This window comes from Sulfitobacter sp. W074 (assembly GCF_025142275.1).
Lineage (GTDB): Bacteria > Pseudomonadota > Alphaproteobacteria > Rhodobacterales > Rhodobacteraceae > Sulfitobacter > Sulfitobacter profundi.
The window spans coordinates 333,129-350,267 of sequence record NZ_CP081130.1 but is presented as its reverse complement, the minus strand read 5'-3'; the positions used below and the strand labels follow the sequence as shown (position 1 = coordinate 350,267).

At 62.2% G+C, this 17,139-nt stretch carries 15 protein-coding genes and 1 pseudogene; 2 read left to right on the top strand and 14 right to left on the bottom strand.

Translation table 11 applies throughout. The annotated features are described in order from the left end of the window. Positions 1-36 precede the first annotated feature (36 nt). The 5 genes from bfr to K3762_RS01730 form a co-directional block, all read right to left on the bottom strand. Positions 37-522 (bottom strand): bacterioferritin, encoded by a 486-nt coding sequence (bfr, locus tag K3762_RS01750; RefSeq protein WP_067628967.1) that lies wholly within the window; start codon positions 520-522, stop codon positions 37-39. Next, entirely contained in the window at positions 519-767 is a 249-nt protein-coding gene (locus K3762_RS01745) for a bacterioferritin-associated ferredoxin (protein ID WP_067628965.1), read from the bottom strand. Before K3762_RS01745 ends, bfr begins: the two co-directional genes overlap by 4 nt. 61 nt (positions 768-828) lie before the next feature. Continuing rightward, entirely contained in the window at positions 829-2,091 is a 1,263-nt protein-coding gene (locus K3762_RS01740) for an imelysin family protein (protein WP_132444090.1), read from the bottom strand. Between the two features lie 130 nt (positions 2,092-2,221). Further along, positions 2,222-2,779, bottom strand: a complete 558-nt coding sequence (rsmD, locus tag K3762_RS01735) for a 16S rRNA (guanine(966)-N(2))-methyltransferase RsmD (protein WP_132444089.1) — start codon at positions 2,777-2,779, stop codon at positions 2,222-2,224. After that, positions 2,776-3,981 carry an NAD(P)/FAD-dependent oxidoreductase gene (locus K3762_RS01730; protein WP_260011167.1) on the bottom strand — a complete coding sequence of 402 codons (1,206 nt, stop codon included), beginning with the start codon at positions 3,979-3,981 and terminating at the stop codon, positions 2,776-2,778. Before K3762_RS01730 ends, rsmD begins: the two co-directional genes overlap by 4 nt. Positions 3,982-4,069: 88 nt before the next feature. On the opposite strand from K3762_RS01730, the gene K3762_RS01725 reads away from it, so the two are divergent. Beyond that, positions 4,070-4,558 carry a peroxiredoxin gene (locus K3762_RS01725; protein ID WP_132444087.1) on the top strand — a complete coding sequence of 163 codons (489 nt, stop codon included), beginning with the start codon at positions 4,070-4,072 and terminating at the stop codon, positions 4,556-4,558. Positions 4,559-4,634: 76 nt separating this feature from the next. Here the strand turns inward: K3762_RS01725 and K3762_RS01720 are convergent, their stop codons facing one another. The 8 genes and pseudogenes from K3762_RS01720 to K3762_RS01685 all read right to left on the bottom strand — a co-directional run bounded on the left by K3762_RS01720 (position 4,635) and on the right by K3762_RS01685 (position 13,755). Next, positions 4,635-5,480, bottom strand: coding sequence for a mechanosensitive ion channel family protein (locus tag K3762_RS01720; RefSeq protein WP_260011163.1), 846 nt, complete (start codon positions 5,478-5,480; stop codon positions 4,635-4,637). A gap of 12 nt (positions 5,481-5,492) precedes the next feature. Further along, on the bottom strand, positions 5,493-5,801 hold the full coding sequence (locus K3762_RS01715) for a 4a-hydroxytetrahydrobiopterin dehydratase (RefSeq protein WP_132444085.1): 309 nt from the start codon (positions 5,799-5,801) through the stop codon (positions 5,493-5,495). Beyond that, positions 5,798-6,985 carry a GNAT family N-acetyltransferase gene (locus K3762_RS01710; protein WP_132444084.1) on the bottom strand — a complete coding sequence of 396 codons (1,188 nt, stop codon included), beginning with the start codon at positions 6,983-6,985 and terminating at the stop codon, positions 5,798-5,800. The genes K3762_RS01715 and K3762_RS01710 overlap by 4 nt, the downstream gene beginning before the upstream one ends. A gap of 48 nt (positions 6,986-7,033) precedes the next feature. Next, on the bottom strand, positions 7,034-7,795 hold the full coding sequence (locus tag K3762_RS01705) for a glycerophosphodiester phosphodiesterase family protein (protein ID WP_120349961.1): 762 nt from the start codon (positions 7,793-7,795) through the stop codon (positions 7,034-7,036). After that, positions 7,792-8,250 (bottom strand): RidA family protein, encoded by a 459-nt coding sequence (locus K3762_RS01700; RefSeq protein ID WP_132444083.1) that lies wholly within the window; start codon positions 8,248-8,250, stop codon positions 7,792-7,794. The genes K3762_RS01705 and K3762_RS01700 overlap by 4 nt, the downstream gene beginning before the upstream one ends. Before the next feature lie 91 nt (positions 8,251-8,341). Next, positions 8,342-9,652 (bottom strand): HlyD family type I secretion periplasmic adaptor subunit, encoded by a 1,311-nt coding sequence (locus K3762_RS01695; RefSeq protein WP_132444082.1) that lies wholly within the window; start codon positions 9,650-9,652, stop codon positions 8,342-8,344. Then, positions 9,649-11,384 (bottom strand): annotated as a pseudogene (locus K3762_RS01690) (type I secretion system permease/ATPase). The gene K3762_RS01695 and the pseudogene K3762_RS01690 overlap by 4 nt, the downstream one beginning before the upstream one ends. Positions 11,385-11,499: 115 nt before the next feature. After that, a complete protein-coding gene (locus K3762_RS01685) occupies positions 11,500-13,755 on the bottom strand; it encodes a transglycosylase domain-containing protein (RefSeq protein WP_201722071.1) in 2,256 nt (751 codons plus the stop codon). 271 nt (positions 13,756-14,026) lie between these two features. Between K3762_RS01685 and amt the strand changes: the two genes are divergently transcribed. After that, positions 14,027-15,334: an ammonium transporter gene (gene amt / locus K3762_RS01680; RefSeq protein ID WP_132444080.1), complete on the top strand. Its 1,308-nt coding sequence runs from the start codon at positions 14,027-14,029 to the stop codon at positions 15,332-15,334. 59 nt (positions 15,335-15,393) lie between these two features. On the opposite strand, the gene K3762_RS01675 is transcribed toward amt, so the two are convergent. Continuing rightward, positions 15,394-17,118, bottom strand: a complete 1,725-nt coding sequence (locus K3762_RS01675) for a histidine kinase N-terminal 7TM domain-containing protein (RefSeq protein ID WP_260011153.1) — start codon at positions 17,116-17,118, stop codon at positions 15,394-15,396. Between the last annotated feature and the right edge of the window lie 21 nt (positions 17,119-17,139).

Here is a 17,139-nt window from a genome sequence, read left to right as displayed (position 1 = left end):
TAGCGGCAGGCCCAAAACCGGGCCTGCCAGTCGAAGTTACTTGCTGTCGTCTGTCGGCTTGGCTTGAAGCTGGCCATAGACGGCCTCGCCCAGTTCGGCCTGAAGCGACAATTGAGTTTCGAGGAAGTCGATATGCCCTTCCTCGTCGGCAATCAATTCCTCGAACAGGTTCTTTGAGACGTAATCGCCCACCTGATCGCAGTGATTGCGCGCCTCAATGTACAGGGTGCGGGCCTCATGTTCGGCGGCCAGATCGGACTCAAGACATTCCTTGACCGTTTCACCGATGCGCAGCGCGTCCAGCTTTTGCAGGTTGGGGTGCCCTTCAAGGAAGATGATCCGTTCGATCAGCTTGTCGGCGTGGTTCATCTCTTCGATGCTTTCCTCGCGCGATTTATCGGCAAGCCGACCATAGCCCCAGTCTTCTTGCAGCCGGTAATGCAGCCAGTACTGGCTCACGGCTGTCAATTCGCTGCGCAATGCCGCGTTGAGATATTCGATGACCTTGTCGTCGCCCTTCATGAACCTGTCTCCTTGTTTGGTTTTGCCTGACTTAGAGTGGTTGTCAGCACAGGCACGGAAAAGTTGCCATTTCCGCGCATGGTAGACAAGAACAGAGGCATGCAACCGCCACAATCGGCTGCTTTGCCCAAGGCACGGTAGATTTTGCCCGCAGTAATGACCGTGCGCGCATCAGAGGCGCGCATCCAGTCGATGGCATTGTTGATGTCGCGATCGGTGATGTTCTGACAGTGACAAACAATCATGGTTTTGCGTATTCCTTGGCTGGCCCCGGGCCGCCGCAGCGGCCCAGAGGAAGGGTTAGGATTACTGGAAGACCGCCTCCGGCGCGTCGAGGCTGTCGGACCCTTCAAAGGCGATTTCGTCACCGCCCAGAACCGTCACGGCACGCTCGATGGCGCGGGTCTGGTTCACCAGCGCATCGACCGCGCCCATGATCAGCGCTTCGCCTTCGGCATTGCCGCGCTCAAGCATCATGTCATAGCTGAAACCCGCTTCGGCGGCGGTTTTGATCTGGCCCAGTTCCACCATGGAGGCGTTCAGCTTGGCGCGCAGGTCTTCGTTGACGGTGGCATCGGCGCTGGCCACGAGGTCAGCCAGCGATGCGCCGGAAACCACGCGGCCATCGACGCGCAGGTATTCGCCCAGATAGACGTTCCGCACGCCCAAACCGTCGTAATAGTGGCTGTTGTGTGTGTTGTCGGAGAAGCAGTCGTGCTCTTCTTCGGGGTCGTTGAGCATGACGCCCAGCTTCATCCGCTCACCCGCCTGCTCACCGTAGGAGAGCGAGCCCATGCCAGTCAGGATCGCGTCGATCCCGGCGTCTTCGTCTGCCAGCACGGCGGCGCGTGCCTCACCGCCTTCGGCCCATTGAGCGGCCATCCATTCCAAATCTCTGACCAGCAGATCGGTCGCGGCTTTCAGGTATTGCCCACGGCGGTCGCAGTTGTCGCCGGTGCAGTCTTCCCCGGTTGCGTAGTCGGTCCAAGGGCGGTTGCCCGCGCCATGCTCAGTCCCGTTCAGGTCTTGGCCCCAGAGTAGGAATTCGATGGCGTGATAGCCGGTGGCGACATTGGCCTCGACCGCGCCCGCCTCATGCAACTGCCCTTCGAGGAGCGCAGGCGTGATCTCGGTGGCGTCCACCTTTTCCCCGCCCAGCGTGAAGGTCGGGTTGGCGATGACGTTCAGAACCGCCAATTGGTTTTCATCCGTCTCGCCGCCATAGGAGGCGTCGACATAGTCGATCAGACCTTCGTCCAGCGGCCAAGCGTTTACCTTGCCTTCCCAGTCATCGACGATGGCGTTGCCAAAGCGGAAAACCTCGGTCTGCTGGTAGGGCACGCGGGCGGCCAGCCATGCGGTTTTCGCAGCCTGAAGCGCATCGGCCGAGGGGGTGGCGATCAGCGTCTCGACGGCGGCTTGCAGCGTCTGCGCGGTAGTCAGGCTGTCTTCGTAGCCCGCCTGCGCGATGTCGGCATAGGTGCCCAGCACCTCGGCCTTGTCTTGTGCAAATGCCGGAGCGGCGGCGCATGTGATCAGCGCAATGGCCGTGGTCGCTTTGAGGCGCATCGAATGTCCTTCCTTGAAAATCACCTTGGTCCCGACGCAGGGCGCGCCGGGCCTTCGGGCAATAGGTGACTTATTCTGTCGGAAAAGACAAGGATCAACCTGAGAGGGGATAGCGCTCGGCAAAAAGCCGTTAGCTTGCAGACCGTTGCAGCAGCGTCACATGGGTATCGCCGTATTTGCGCGTGTCGATCCGGGCGAATCCCTCGGGCGCGTGCATGGGTGCGCTTTCCTCCCAAACGATCATCGCGCCGGGTGCAAACCAGCCGCCTTCGGCTGCCGCAACAAGCGCCTTTTGTCCCAAGGATTTGCCATAGGGCGGGTCAAGGAAGACCAGATCGAAAGGGTCCTGTGCGCATGGCCCCAGCCGCGTCGCGTCATTGCGCAGCAGCCGCGTTTCCGCCTCTGCCTCTAGTTTGCGCATGTTCTCCCCGATCAACTGCTGACCTGTCCGGCCATTCTCAACAAAGCAGACCGACACAGCACCGCGCGACAGGGCCTCGAACCCAAGCGCGCCGGTGCCTGCGAACAGGTCCAACACCCGCGCGCCCTCGATCACATCGTGATGGGTCAACATCGAAAAAAGGCTCTCGCGCACCCGGTCGGAGGTCGGTCGCAGATGCGCCCCGGCGTCGCCCTTGCCAAGCGCGGCAAGCGGTCGGCCACGGTATTTCCCAGCGATAATCCTCATGGTTTCAGCAATGCCTTTAGGTCTGTCTGAGACTCCGCGACCAAAGCCGGGTCTGGCGATTTTCCCGCTTCGATCAGCCGTTTGCCCACCATATAGCCGCGCGGATCGTTCGCGGCATCGACGGCCAGCAACGTTTCGCCAAGGTAGTACCAGAACGACGCGCTGCCTTCGCCAAGGCGGGTGATCACGCGGTCATAGCCTGCGTTCAGCCCGGCGATTTGCAGTTTCACGTCATATTGGTCCGACCAGAACCACGGTTTGGCGATGTATTCCTTACCCGCGCCGAGGATATTTTCAGCGACCACCTCGGCCTGATCGATGGCATTGGGCACGCTTTCCAACCGGATACGCCCGCCGCGATAGGGGAAAGAGGTGCAATCCCCCGCCGCCCAGATGCCCGGCACACTCGTGCGGCCCTGCGCGTCGACCTTGATGCCGTTGTCGATCTCGATCCCTGCTGCTTTGGCCAACGCGATGTCGGGCTCGATGCCCACGCCGGTGATGACGAAATCGGCGGCAATCTCTGTCCCATCGCTCAGCCGTGCGCCGGTGACGTGGCCTTCGCCCAAGAGCCGCTCAAGCCCCACGCCTTCGCGCAGGGTCACGCCGTGGCCTTCATGCAGGGCGCGGAAATAATCACTGGTCTCGGGCGCTGCGACGCGCTGCAGGATGCGGTCGGCCATTTCCACCAGCGTGACCTCTAGCCCCAGCTTGGCCGCGACAGCCGCGGCTTCCAGCCCGATGTAGCCACCGCCGACGATCAGAACCTTCGCGCCCTTCACGAAACGCGGCGCCATGGCATCCACATCCGCCAGATCACGCACGGTAAAGACGCCTTTCAGATCCCCGCCAATCGCCGCTGGCAGCCGACGCGGGAGGGAGCCGGTAGCGAGCACCAGTTCGTCATAGGCGACCTCGCCCTCGGTCGTGCTCAGAACACGCGCCTCGGGGTCAAGCGCGGTAACGCGGCAATCGGTCTTGAGCGCGATCCCTTGGTCGGCATAGAAGGCCTCGGGCCGCAGAAACAGCCGCTCCAGTGTCATATCGCCTAGCAGGTACCCTTTAGACAGAGGCGGGCGTTGGTAGGGCGGGCAAGGCTCGGCCCCGATCAGGGTGATCTTGCCCTCGAACCCGCCATTGCGCAGTTTGGCCACGCAAGAGGCCCCCGCCTGCCCGGCTCCGATCACCACCACATGCTGCATTTGCCTACCCCCGATTGATCTGGTCTCAGTCGCGGTCAAAGCCTATATCTGGCCCCAAGACAACCGCAATGACAGGAGAGACTATCCCATGACGATTTCTCAAGGTTCGACGCTGCCGGACGCGAAACTGGTTCAGATGGGCGCGGATGGGCCCGAGCCGGTGCAGATGGCTGACAAGCTCAAGGGCCGCAAAGTGGTGATCTTTGCCGTGCCGGGTGCGTTCACGCCCACCTGCCACTCTGCCCATGTGCCGAGCTTCGTGCGCACCAAAGATCAGTTCGACGCCAAAGGCGTGGATGAGGTGATCTGCGTCTCCTGCAACGACCCTTTCGTGATGAAAGCGTGGGGCGAAGCGACCGGCGCGAGTGAGGCCGGGATCACCATGTTGGCCGACGCCAGCAGCGCATTCACCCGCGCCATCGGCATGGAGTTCGACGCCGAAGGTGCCGGGCTGGTCAGCCGGTCCAAACGCTATGCGATGCTCGTCGAAGACGGCAAGGTGACACTGTGGCAGCCCGAGGAAAGCCCCGGCACCTGCGAGATTTCCGGCGGCGAAGCACTGCTGGACAATATGTAAAATGCGAACGCCCGGCCAGATTGGCCGGGCGTTTTACTGATGGGGGTGCCCCGTGAAGGGCCACAGACGCGAAGGCCTATTCCGTAGCCTGCACGATGGTGCGTGTGGGGAACGGAATATCCACCCCGCCTTCATCCAACGCCTCTTTGACCTTGCGGGTCATATCGGCCTTGAAGGCAAAATAATCCCCCGCGCTGCACCAGACCCGCACAAGGAAATCGACCGAACTGTCGTTGAGATTGTTCACCTGAATGAAGGGCTCAGGATCGGCATGGGCGCGTTCATCCGCCATGATCGTGCTGCGAATGATCTCTTCGGCGGTCTTGAGGTTCGCGCCATAGCCCACGCCAAAGGTCCATTCCGCACGGCGGGTCGGGTTGACGGAATAGTTGGTGATGACATTGCCCCAAACCTCAGAGTTCGGCACGATGACCTGCACATTGCTGAGGTCGGCCAGCACGGTGTAGTTCAGGTTGATCTGTTTGACCGTGCCCATCTCGCCCGCGATCACAACGAAATCGCCGATCTTGATCGGGCGAAAGAGGATAAGCATGACCCCGGCGGCCACGTTCGACAGGGTGCCCTGCAGGGCCAGACCAATCGCCAGACCCGCCGCACCGATAACCGCCACGACCGAGGTCGTCTTGACCCCGAAAGTGTTGAGCACGAACAAAACGGTAAAGCCCAGCACCACATAGCGCACGATGGAAGCCAGAAATTCGAACAGCATCTCGTCGAGGTGCTTGTTCCGCTTGCCAAGGTTTTCGACACGGTGTTGCAGCCAACTTGAGATGACCCACCCCAGCAACAGGATCACAATCGCGCCGATCACCGAGCCTGCCGCGCTGGCAAGAAACTCCAGTGTCAGCAGATCGGCAATCGTCTTGCCCTGCCACAGTTCCGTTTCAAACAAATCTTGCATCCGGTCTCTCCGTCAGTCTTTCCCGGCCCCAAAGAGACCATCCATCTTGCGCGCCAATTTCGCGTCGAGCGAGCTTAGCCCATCCACGTCATGGGTGATCAACGTCACCTCCACGCGGTGGTAAACATTGCTCCATTCGGGATGGTGATTCCACTTTTCCGCCCAAATAGCCACCCTTGTCATCCAGCCAAAGGCGTCGGCGAAATCCTTGAACTTGAACGTCTTGTGGATCGCATCCCGGCTTTCGACCATCTCCCAGCCGGTATTGAACAGCGGTTGCAGCAGCGTCTTACGGGTCTCGATGCTTAATCTCTCGGTCATTCTTGTTCCTCGATCGTCGTCTTTTTGAAGGGGCCGTAGTCGGTCAGCACGCTGATTTCCTCATCCACGGCGTCGCGTTCGGCCTGCAGATACTCCCCCACGGCAGAGGCAAAGCCCGGATCGCGCATCCAATGCAGCGACCATGTGGGTGACGGCAGATAGCCACGTGCGAGCTTGTGTTCGCCCTGCGCACCCGCCTCGACACGGGAAAGCCCATGGGCGATGGCGAAATCCATGGCGCGATAATAGCACAGTTCGAAATGCAGAAAGGGGTGGTGTTCGGTACAGCCCCAGTAGCGGCCAAAGAGCGTTTCTGCCCCGATGAAGTTCAGCGCCCCGGCAACCCAACGCCCCTCTCGTTCGGCCAGCACCAGCGCGATATCGTCGCGCAGGTTTTCTTGCGCGTGGTCAAAGAATTCCCGCGTGAGGTAAGGCGAGCCCCATTTCCGCGCGCCGGTGTCTTGGTAGAACTGCCAAAAGGCATCCCAATGCTCGGGCGCGATCTGGTCGCCGGTGAAGGTGTGGATCGTGCCGCCAAAATCCTGCGCCTGTGCGCGTTCTTTGCGGATGTTCTTGCGCTTGCGCGAAGACAGGCTGGCGAGGAAACCGTCGAAATCCGCATAGTCGCGGTTGTGCCAGTGAAACTGCTGGCTTTTGCGGCTCATCAGGCCCAGTGCTTCGGCCCGGGCGACCTCCTGCTCGGTGCAAAAGGTCACATGGAGCGACGACAGCGCGTTATTATCGGTCAGCTGCACCGCGCCTTGAACCAGCGCGGCGGTGCCCGCCTCTTCAAACTCGGGCCGCACCAAAAAGCGGCGCCCGGTGGCGGGGGTGTGGGGCACGGCGATCTGCAGTTTGGGGTAATACCGCCCGCCCGCGCGCTCATAGGCATGGGCCCAGTTGTGGTCGAAGATATATTCGCCTTGGCTGTGCGATTTGGCATACATCGGCGCCACGGCGATCACTTGGCCCGCAATCCGCGCCACCAGATACTGCGGCTGCCAGCCCGTGCCGGGGCCGACCGATCCGCTCTGCTCTAGCGCCGACAGGAAACGATAGGTCGTGAACGGGTCACGCGGACGGCCCCCGCCCGCGGCCTCGGGACAGGCGCAGGCGTCCCAGTCCTTTTGGCCGATCTGTGCCAGTTCTGGCACCACGGTAATCTCGATTTCCTGCGCGTTCATCTGAGCCTTGCCTGTCTTGCGTCCTATGTGTGGCCTCGGCCTCGCAGATCAAGAGCGCGGACGCGGCAGATACCCCTCAAAGGTCACGTTCTGCGCCACCTGACGCGCGATGTCTTCCTCAGCTTGGCTGCGGATCGTCCAACAGAGCACCGCCGCCCCTTCGGCCTTTAGCTCAGCCACACGGGGGCGGTTCAGGTCATCGGCCTCATGGCTGATGAAACAGGAGCCGGTGTCGGCATAGTCGGGTATGCCCCGCAGCCGATCGCAGGTGGCTGCGGGCAGCGGCCATTCATCGGGGCGGTAGGCGCTGGTGGTCAGACCGCGTGGCACGTCGGGCAAAAGATGGGCAAGTGCGCGGACCGAATGCGGATTGAACGACATGACCGCCAAATCGCCCCGGTAGCGGCCAAGCAGTTCGGCGGCGGCGGTCTCAAGCGGGCCCCCGTTCGGCCCCATGGCGCCGTCTTGATCCTTGAACTCCACCAAAAGCGGCACGCGCCCAGCGATGAGGTCGAGGATTTCCTCAAGCGTTGGAATCCCCTCGTCGCCGCCCTTTAGCGGGATGGCGGCAAGGGCGCTGGCCTCACGCAGCCGGACCGCGCCGCGCTCTGGTGTCAGCCGCTCCAAAGCATAGTCATGGAACACCATCGCCTTGTTATCGGCGCTGAGTTGTACATCAATCTCGATGCCGACACCTGCATCGACAGCCGCCCGCACGGCGGCGCGGCTGTTCTCGGGCCGCCCGGCAGAGAGATCATGCAGCGCGCGATGCGCCAGCGGAATGTCCAGAAAGGCGGCGGGAAGGGTCATTCGATCTCAAAAATGCCTTCGATTTCGACGGCGACACCCAGTGGCAGTGATGCGGCAGAGACCGCCGAGCGGGCGTGGCGGCCCGCGTCGCCCAAAGCCTCGACCATGAAGTCGGAGGCCCCGTTGATGACCTTGGGCTGGTCAGTGAAATCGGCGGTTGAGTTCACGAAGCCCGTCAGTTTCACAACCCGTATGAGACGGTCCAGATCGCCTCCGCAAGCAGCGCGGACCTGCGCCAAAAGGCTCAGCGCACAGCTGCGCGCGGCGGCGGCCCCGGCGTCGACATCCATACCGTCGCCCAAACGCCCGGTGATCAACCCATCCGGCCCGTTGGAGATTTGGCCCGAAACATAGACGGTATTGCCGGTGACCACAAAGGGCACATAGTTCGCGGCCGGTGCGGGCGCGTCGGGCAGGGTGATGCCGAGATCGGCAAGGCGGGCGGTCAGGGACATGACGGGCTTCCTTTGGTTGCGGGTTCAAGCGGACGCTAACCGCCCTCCGCCCCGAGGAAAAGCCCCTTTGCCGCCCGCCCGGCGCCGCGCATCAGCTTTCGCGGAACGCGCGCGCAAAATAGTCGGCCATCGGTTTCAACAGATAGGCCATCGGAGAGCGTTCGCCGGTGCGGATAAACGCCTCAACCGGCATGCCGGGCAGCAAGATCGTGCCCTCTTCCAGCTTGTCGATCTCGCCGGGGTTAAGCGCAATCTCGGCCCGGTAATAGGTTTGCCCGGTCGCGTCGTCGTCAATGGAATCGGCAGAGACCTGCAAGACCTTGCCCACCAGTTCCGGCGTGGTGCGCTGGTTCAACGCCGAAAGACGCAGATTGACCTCTTGGCCCACGGCGACCTGATCGATGTGGATGGTCTGGACCCGCGCGGCGATGACCAGCGGGCGATCTTGGGGGACGAGGTACATCAACGGCTCCGCCGCGCGCACGACCGACCGCGGGGTTTGGATCTGCATCCCATAGATCACCCCCGACACCGGCGCGCGAATATCAAGCCGGTCAATCTCGGCCCTGAGCGCGCGGCGCTGTTCGGCCATCTCCAACTCGCGGTAGCGCAGGTCGCGCAACTGGGTGATCGCCTCTTCCCGCCCGGCGGAGCGCAGTTTCAGCCGCTCGATGTCAATCTCTGTCACCCGCTCTTGGGATTGCGCCTTTTGCGCCGACAACTCGCCGATCTGGCCGCGCAGACGGGCCTGCTCGCGCATCAGCGTCAAGACGGCAGAGGCCTGCGTCAGGCCACGGTCCAGCAGCGACTGCTGATTACCCAACTCCTCTTCGATCAGCTCCAACTGGCGCGATAGCGCGGCCTCTTGCGCATCGACCCCGCGGATTTGCGCGTTGATCTGCGCCCGGCGTTTGCCCAATTGCTCAAGCTCTTGGGCCACGCTGACGCGGCGCGCGTCAAACAGGTTGCGCTGGCCGTCCACCAGTTCCTGCACGTCGGGATTTTCGGAGGCAGCGGTTCGCAACTCTTCGTCAAAGGTGACCGCCTCGACTTCATCGCGCTGCGCTTCCAGACGGCTGCGGCGGGCCATAAGCTCATAAAGCTGGCCCTCGACGATGGCCAATTGCGAGGTCAGCTGCTCTGCATCCAGACGCAGCAAAGCGTCACCGGCGGCGACACTGTCGCCCTCATCCACAAGGATTTCGGCCACCACACCACCGGTTTCATGCTGGACGATCTGCCGGTTGCGGTCGACTTCGATCCGGCCCGAAGCCACCACCGCCCCGGCGATTTGGCTGGTCACGGCCCAAGTCCCAAAACCGCCGAAAAGCAAGATCAGCCCGAAGAACCCAAGGATCAGGGGCCGGGTTGCCGACCAGCGTTTGTCGCCGTGATCGGTCATACCACGCCCCCCGACCGCGGGGGGGCCTGCTGAATCTCGCGGTGGTTTTGCACCATCCCGGCAAGCACCTCATCCTTGGGACCAAAGGCTTGCGGATGCCGTTATCGAGAACCAGCAGCGTGTCACATTCCTGAATGGCCGCTGGGCGATGTGCCATGATCAGCACCGACCGCCCGCTCGCCTTCATCTGCCGGATTGCGTGGTTCAACGCCTGAGAACCGGTATTGTCGAGGTTCGAATTCGGCTCATCCAGCACCACGATCACCGGGTCATCATAAAGCGCCCGTGCCAGCCCGATGCGCTGCATCTGTCCGCCAGAAAGCCGCACCTGCCCCGCGCGAATGGGCGTGTCATAGCCTTGGGGGAATTCGAGGATCATCTCATGCGCCGCCGCCAATTTGGCGGCCTTGATCACTTTGGCATCGTCGGGGTCGGGGGACAGCCGGGCGATATTCTCGGCGATGGTGCCATCGAACAATTGGACGCGCTGCGGCAGGTATCCGATATGCCGCCCCAAGGTTTCGCTCCCGTAATGCTCAAGGGCGGCCCCATCCAGCCGGATCGATCCGCCCGCAGGCGGCCAGACCCCGGTGAGCGTGCGCGCCAATGTCGACTTCCCCGCCCCCGACGGGCCGATCACGCCCACCGCCTGCCCCGGCTCGACGGTAAAATTGATCGACTTGAGCGCCGCCTGTTTCTCGCCCGGTGCCACGACGGTCAGCGCCTTGGCGACCAGCCGCGCTTTGGGCTGCGGCAGCGCGGTGCGCGGGGGTTCTTCGCTCAAGGCGCCGAGAAGCTGCGCCAGATTGGCCCAACCGGACCGCCCCCGCTGCACCACCGGCCATTGATTCAATGCCAGTTCGACCGGCGCCAGCGCCCGGCCCAGCAGGATCGAGCCTGCGATCATCGCGCCCGGCGTCATCTGGTTTTTCAAGACCAACCACGCGCCGAGCCCCAGCATGGCGGACTGCAGAAACAACCGCAGCGTCTTGGTCATCGCGGTGAACGTGCCGCCCACGTCGGTCGATTTGACCTGCTGCTCCAACGCCTGACCCCGGGCCTGTTGCCAGCGCGAGAATGCCGCGTCACGCATCCCCATCGCTTGCACCATCTCAGCCTCGACCCTGATCTGGTCCGACATTGCGTTCGCTGCCTGCCCCGAGAGGTTTGCACGCGCTTGGCTTTCGCGCGACAGCAACTGGTTGGCAATGGTGATCACCACCAGCACCGCCGCGCCGCTCACCGCCAGCCACCCCAGCATCGGGTGGAACAGAAAGATCGCCGCGAAAAAGATCGGCGTCCAAGGTGCATCGAAGGCGGCCATCAGAACCGGCGATGTCATCAGCCGTTGCACGGCTTCAAGATCGGCAAGGCCCGCGTTGGTCTTCACATCCGGGGCCACGGCGGATTTGCGCACCACCGCGTCGAACACCCGCCGGTCGAGATCGGATTGAAACCGCGCGCCCACCCGCGCCATGATCCGGCCGCGCGTGTAATCCAAGAGCCCCATCACCGCATAGAGAAAGACCACAAGAACCGAGAGGGCGATCAGCGTCTCTTCGGAGCCGGAGCCGAGCACCCGGTCATAGACCTGCAACATATACAGCGGGCCGGTAAGCATGAGCATATTGGCGAATAGGCTGAACAAGGCCACAGCCCAATAAAGCCCACGGCTGCGCCCGCGCACGCGACGCAGTTCGGACAGCCCCCTGTTCACCACATCGCTTTGCATCAATCCCTTTCGAAGCTGCCCACACAGAACCCGACACGCTTCCCGCTTATGGGGAATTGATAATGATTTTGATAACCCAGTGCCATTTTTTTCTCGGGCCGCCGCCCCGACCGCCTTAGCGGTCGAGGAAACTGGGTGCAGGCGCGCTGGCGCCACTGCCGCTGCTGCCGCCGCCAAAGATGTCACGCAGAACGCGGTCGATCACATTGTCCGCGCCGCCGCCCCCCTGATTGCCCCCGCCCTGCGGTTGCTGCGGCTGTGGCTGCGGTTCGGGCTGCGCTTCGCTCAGGTTGCTGGGCGGGGCGGGCGCCTGCATCGGCAACTCCTTGAGGGGCAGCCCATCATGCACGCGGCTCATGGTTTCGCGCCAAATCTCTGCGGGCAGGCCACCGCCTGTGACCCCGGTGAGCGGCGTGTTGTCATCATAGCCCATCCAGACCCCGGCCACATAATCCGCCGAAAAGCCGACGAACCAAGCGTCTTTGTTGGCCGAGGTGGTGCCGGTCTTGCCTGCCAGTTGACGGTCGCCAAACTGGGCGCGCTGGCCGGTTCCCTCCGAGATCACCTTCTCCATCATATAGACCAACTGGCGCGCGGCATCTTCTTGGATGACCCGTTCGTTGATACCGCCGCCGGTGCCCATCAGCGGCTCCGTCTCGCCCAAAAGGCGCAGATCGACCAGCCCGTAGGGGGTCACCGAAGAGCCGCCGTTCAGGATGCCCGCATAGGCGCCCGTCATCTCGAGCAGGGTGCTTTCCGATGCGCCAAGTGCCAGCGCCGGGCCTGCGGCCAGATCGCTTTTGATGCCGAACTGCGTGGCGACCGCACTCACCGTCTCGCGGCCTACGCTTTCCGAGACTTTGACCGCCGGGATATTCAACGAGTCTTTCAGCGCGTCTGTCAGGGAGACCGGGCCTTTGAAGTTCTTGGTGTAGTTCTTGGGGCACCACTCACCCGAACCGGGGATGTTCAGGCAGTAGGGTTCGTCCACGATGATGTCTTCGGGCGAATAGCCCAGATCAAGCGCCGCGGCATAGATGAAGGGTTTGAACGCCGACCCGGTCTGGCGCATCGCCTGCGTGGCACGGTTGAACGCGCCCGCGACCTTGGTCTTGCGCCCGCCGACCAGCGCCCGCACCGCCCCATCAGAAGACATCACCACGATGGCCGCCTGCGCTTTGGAGGTGTCGCGCACCTTGTTTTCAAAGACCCATTTCAGCCCCTCCTCTGCCGCGCGCTGGATGCGCTGGTCGAGGGTGGTTTTGATGATGACATCTTCGGTGGTGTTGCGGGTAAAGAACTCCGGCCCCGAGGACATGACCCAATCGGCGAAATAGCCGCCCGCCTCGGCCTCTGCCGCCTCGGACAGTTGCGCGGGATTGGCGATGGCTTCGTCAGCCTCGGCTGCGGTCAGATAGCCCTGATCTTCCATCAGGCGGATCACCGTGGCGGCACGGCTTTGCGAGCGATCCAGATTGTTGGTGGGCGATAGGGTTGTGGGCGCGGTCAAAAGACCGGCCAGCATCGCGCCCTCAGACGGCGAAAGCGCCGCGGCGGGCTTGCCGAAGAATCGCTGCGCCGCGGCCTCTGCGCCAAAGGCACCGCCGCCCATGTAGGCACGGTTCAGATAGATCGAAAGGATGTCGCTCTTGGAGTATTTAATCTCCATTGCGACGGCAAAAAGCGCTTCTTTGGCTTTGCGGCCCAAGGAAGAGCGACGGCATTCCGCCTCATATTCCTTTTCCGTCATGCCGCTGCTGGGGTCATAGGGCTCGCCCAGGCAAAGCAGTTTGGCCGTCTGCTGGGTGATGGTCGACCCGCCATGGCCGGAAAGAGGGCCGCGGCCCTCGCTTAGGTTGATCCGCACCGCCGAGGCGATGCCCCGGGGGCTGACCCCGAGATGGTTGTAGAATCGCTTGTCTTCGGTGGCGATGACCGCGTTTCGCAGATGTTTGGACACCGAGTCTGCCGAGACCACGCCGCCAAACTGGTCGCCGCGCCAGGCAAAGACCTCTCCCTCCCGGTCGAGCATGGTGACAGAGCCGCGCGCGCGGCCATCCAACAGCGCTTCGAGCGGCGGAATGGTGGTATAGATATAGCCGACAGCCAAGGCGAGAACGAGGAAGGCCACAAGGCTCACGCGCCATGTGATCGTCCAGATCAAACGCCAAATCCAACGGGCCAAGCCAGCAAAGAAACCAATGATTCCCCCGCGCCGAGGGCGTTTGGTGCGCGCGGCCTTGCGGCGGGCCGGTGCTGCCTTGCGCGTGGCCGGTTTGGCCCGCGCAGAGGTCTTGGGCTTGGGTTTGGCCTTGCCCGGATACCGCCTGTCGGCGACCAGAGGGCGTTTGCGCTTGTTCTTGTCAGTCATAAAATCGCCTGCTCGGCCCTATTTTTCGCCACTTTAGCCTGACTGCAGCGGTTTGTTTAGCGCTGCAAGGTCCAATCGGCGTCAAATGTCTGATTAATTTATAGGCAGATTCCAGCCGGCGCCCGCTTTTTAGGCAGCACTGCCAAGCAATGGCGCAAATATGGCAAGCAAACCTGTCCAAGAGCGCCCGATATCCGGTTTTCTCATGCTGCACGGGCAGCCGCCCGCTTCGGTAAGCACGCATTCGGACCCGCAGACAGGAAACGACCATATGAAACCCACCTTAATACTTCCCCTCGCAGCGGCGGTCATCGCCCTGCCCGGGCTGGCGCTGGCACAGGACGCGGAATACGCGACGCTGGCGGATACGACCTTCATCTTCAACACCCTGCTTTTCCTGATCGGCGGTTTCCTCGTCTTTTGGATGGCGGCGGGTTTCGCCATGCTGGAAGCCGGACTTGTCCGCTCCAAGAACGTCACAACGCAGTTGACCAAGAACATGGGCCTCTTTGCCATTGCGGCGGTCATGTATTGGCTGGTGGGCTACAACATCATGTACCCCGGTGACGGCAATTGGATCATGGAAGGCGTCTTTGGCACCTTCGCCACCAAAGACATCAAGACCGAGATTGACGCAGGCGGCTATTCCAACGCTTCCGACTTCTTCTTTCAGTTGATGTTCTGCGCCACCACCGCCTCCATCGTGTCCGGCGCGCTGGCCGAGCGGATCAAACTCTGGCCCTTCCTGATCTTCGTGGTCGTGCTGACCGGCTTCATCTACCCGATCGAAGCATCTTGGCAGTGGGGCGGCGGTTTCCTTTCCGCAATGGGCTTTAGCGACTTTGCCGGGTCGACCCTTGTGCACGCCGCTGGTGGCTTTGCCGCCCTCGCTGGTGCCATCGTACTGGGGCCACGTTTGGGCAAATACGGCAAAGATGGCCGCGTTGTGCCGATGCCGGGTTCCAACCTTGCGCTCGCCACTTTGGGCACGTTCATCCTGTGGATGGGCTGGTTCGGCTTTAACGGTGCGTCGCAGCTTGCCATGGGCACAATCGAAGATGTCGACGCCGTGGCGCAGATCTTTGCCAACACCAATATGGCCGCTGCCGCCGGTGCTGTTGCTGCGCTGATCCTGACACAGGTGATGTACAAAAAGGTCGACCTGACCATGGTGCTGAACGGCGCGCTGGCGGGCCTCGTCTCGATCACTGCCGGGCCGCTTGACCCGACATTGTTCGGCGCGCTTTGGATCGGTGCCGTGGGTGGTGTCATCGTGGTCTTCACCGTGCCCATGCTCGACAAGTTCAAGATCGATGACGTGGTCGGCGCGATCCCGGTTCACCTGATCGCTGGCTTCTGGGGCACGCTGGTTGTGCCAGTCTATACCGAGGGCACATCCTTCGTCACACAGATCATCGGCTTTGCCGCGGTTGGCCTCTTTGTCTTCGTCGTCAGCTTCGTTGTCTGGCTGATCCTGAAAGCTGCCGGTGGCATCCGCGTCAGCGAAGAAGCCGAGATCACCGGTCTGGACATGTCCGAACTGGGGATGGAAGCCTACCCCGAGTTCGCCAAGGGCTAAGCCCAAGCCACATCGCCAAGCAATTGACCGCCCGGCCAGCAATGGCCGGGCGGTTTGCGTTAGGCCACCAAGGGTAAAGAAATCGTAAAGGTCGTGCCGACACCCGGCGCGCTGACATAGCGGATACTGCCGCCGTGCCGGTCCAGAATTTGCCGCGTGATATGCATCCCCAGACCGCTGCCATAGGCGGTTTTCGTGTCGGAGCCGTCAAGCTGCGAGAAACGGGCAAAGACCTGCTCTTCCGCCCCCGGAGGAATGCCGCAGCCGCTATCGCTTACCTGCACCAGCGCCATGCCTTCGGCTTGCTCAAGGCTGACTTCTACCAAACCGCCAGGCAAAGAGAACTTCACCGCGTTCGAAAGCACATTGCCAAAAACCTGACCCAACCGCTCTGCATCCGCCTGCACGGTCAGGGGGGCATCAGACAACGCGCAGGTGAAACGGATATCCTTGTCGGGTTGCAGGCTTTCCGCGCGCGCCACAGCGCCCTGCACCAGAGGGCCAAGTGCCACAGATTGAAGGTCAATGCTGAACGCCGCACTGCTCAGGCTTTGCGTGTCGATCAGATCGTTAACCAGCGTCGTCAGCGTCTCGGAACCGTCTGTGGCCTTTCCAAGCAAACGGGCCTTTTGCGCATCGCTCAGCTTTGCGCCGCCCTGTGACAGCAGGCCAAGCGCGCCGTTGATCACCGTCAGTGGGGTCCGCAACTCATGGCTCACCGTGGCAAGGAACTGCATCTGCATCTGCTCGGCGGCGATCGCTTTCTGAGCGGCGATCTTTTGCACCGTCACATCCAAGAGCGCCACCGCCCAACCGACCTGTTTTTGCCCGACACCCAAGGAAATCGCATGAGCGCGTACGGCGAAATGGCGGTGGCCCAACTGGATATCGGTCACGTCCGGCAGGCTACCGTGGGCCGCGAGATGGCGAATGACTGGCCCCAGCTCTCCGAACTCGCTCAGCGGTGCTTCGGGCTCTGCGCCGCGGCGCAACAGGTCGGCCGCAGCCGGGTTCGTCTCAATCGCAACCCCTGATGGGTCGACCACGAAAACCGGGTCGGTGCTGTTGTAGAACAACAGCTCCCGCGCGATCGCGTTGACATCGATCCAGCGGTTGTCAGCCACCAGCCAAACCACCAGCGTCAGCGAAAGCGCAAAGGAAAAGGGCGTCGGATCGGTGTGAAACAGCGTGATCCCGCCCAGAATATAGCCCAGATTGGCCACCATGGGGATCAGCGTCGCGGCGAAGAGCTTTAGGAAAAAGCTGCGCACCGCGGGGTTGGCCGTCCGTACGGCACGGCCCGCCACCACCGCCGCAGCCACGATGACCATGTAAAGATAGGCAATCGCGATAAAAAAGAGCGGGCCATGGTCAGATTGGACGTAGGCCCCCTCTTCGCTCAAAATCCACTTGGTTTCCGGCCCGTAGAATTTCTCATGCCAGCCGCTTGTCACTGCCGCGAGGGTGATCAGCGCCGGCGCAACCCCGGCGCAGATCGGCACCAGAAACCGCGGCACCTTGGCCCCGAGCGCATATTCGTAGAGGAAAAAGGCCCAGAAGGTCGGCAGCAGCACAAAGCCGATCCATGCCCAACGGCTCACTCCAAAGGCACAGGCCGCCGTGGTGGCCGAAAGCTCGACCCCGACTGAAAGAAGCCACATGTCCATGGCCAAGATCGCCAGCAAGAACCAATGTTTGCCGGGCAGACTGCTGTGGCCACGCACCCAATAGCCCAAGACGGTGACAACCGATGCCGTCACAATTACGAGCTGTACGGCTGGCATGCCAACATCCAACCGAATGCA

Coding starts and splice junctions, on each gene's coding strand:
- bfr (WP_067628967.1), bottom strand. CDS start 522: ATGAAGGGCGACGACAAGGTCATCGAATATCTCAACGCGGCATTGCGC.
- K3762_RS01745 (WP_067628965.1), bottom strand. CDS start 767: ATGATTGTTTGTCACTGTCAGAACATCACCGATCGCGACATCAACAAT.
- K3762_RS01740 (WP_132444090.1), bottom strand. CDS start 2,091: ATGCGCCTCAAAGCGACCACGGCCATTGCGCTGATCACATGCGCCGCC.
- rsmD (WP_132444089.1), bottom strand. CDS start 2,779: ATGAGGATTATCGCTGGGAAATACCGTGGCCGACCGCTTGCCGCGCTT.
- K3762_RS01730 (WP_260011167.1), bottom strand. CDS start 3,981: ATGCAGCATGTGGTGGTGATCGGAGCCGGGCAGGCGGGGGCCTCTTGC.
- K3762_RS01725 (WP_132444087.1), top strand. CDS start 4,070: ATGACGATTTCTCAAGGTTCGACGCTGCCGGACGCGAAACTGGTTCAG.
- K3762_RS01720 (WP_260011163.1), bottom strand. CDS start 5,480: ATGCAAGATTTGTTTGAAACGGAACTGTGGCAGGGCAAGACGATTGCC.
- K3762_RS01715 (WP_132444085.1), bottom strand. CDS start 5,801: ATGACCGAGAGATTAAGCATCGAGACCCGTAAGACGCTGCTGCAACCG.
- K3762_RS01710 (WP_132444084.1), bottom strand. CDS start 6,985: ATGAACGCGCAGGAAATCGAGATTACCGTGGTGCCAGAACTGGCACAG.
- K3762_RS01705 (WP_120349961.1), bottom strand. CDS start 7,795: ATGACCCTTCCCGCCGCCTTTCTGGACATTCCGCTGGCGCATCGCGCG.
- K3762_RS01700 (WP_132444083.1), bottom strand. CDS start 8,250: ATGTCCCTGACCGCCCGCCTTGCCGATCTCGGCATCACCCTGCCCGAC.
- K3762_RS01695 (WP_132444082.1), bottom strand. CDS start 9,652: ATGACCGATCACGGCGACAAACGCTGGTCGGCAACCCGGCCCCTGATC.
- K3762_RS01685 (WP_201722071.1), bottom strand. CDS start 13,755: ATGACTGACAAGAACAAGCGCAAACGCCCTCTGGTCGCCGACAGGCGG.
- amt (WP_132444080.1), top strand. CDS start 14,027: ATGAAACCCACCTTAATACTTCCCCTCGCAGCGGCGGTCATCGCCCTG.
- K3762_RS01675 (WP_260011153.1), bottom strand. CDS start 17,118: ATGCCAGCCGTACAGCTCGTAATTGTGACGGCATCGGTTGTCACCGTC.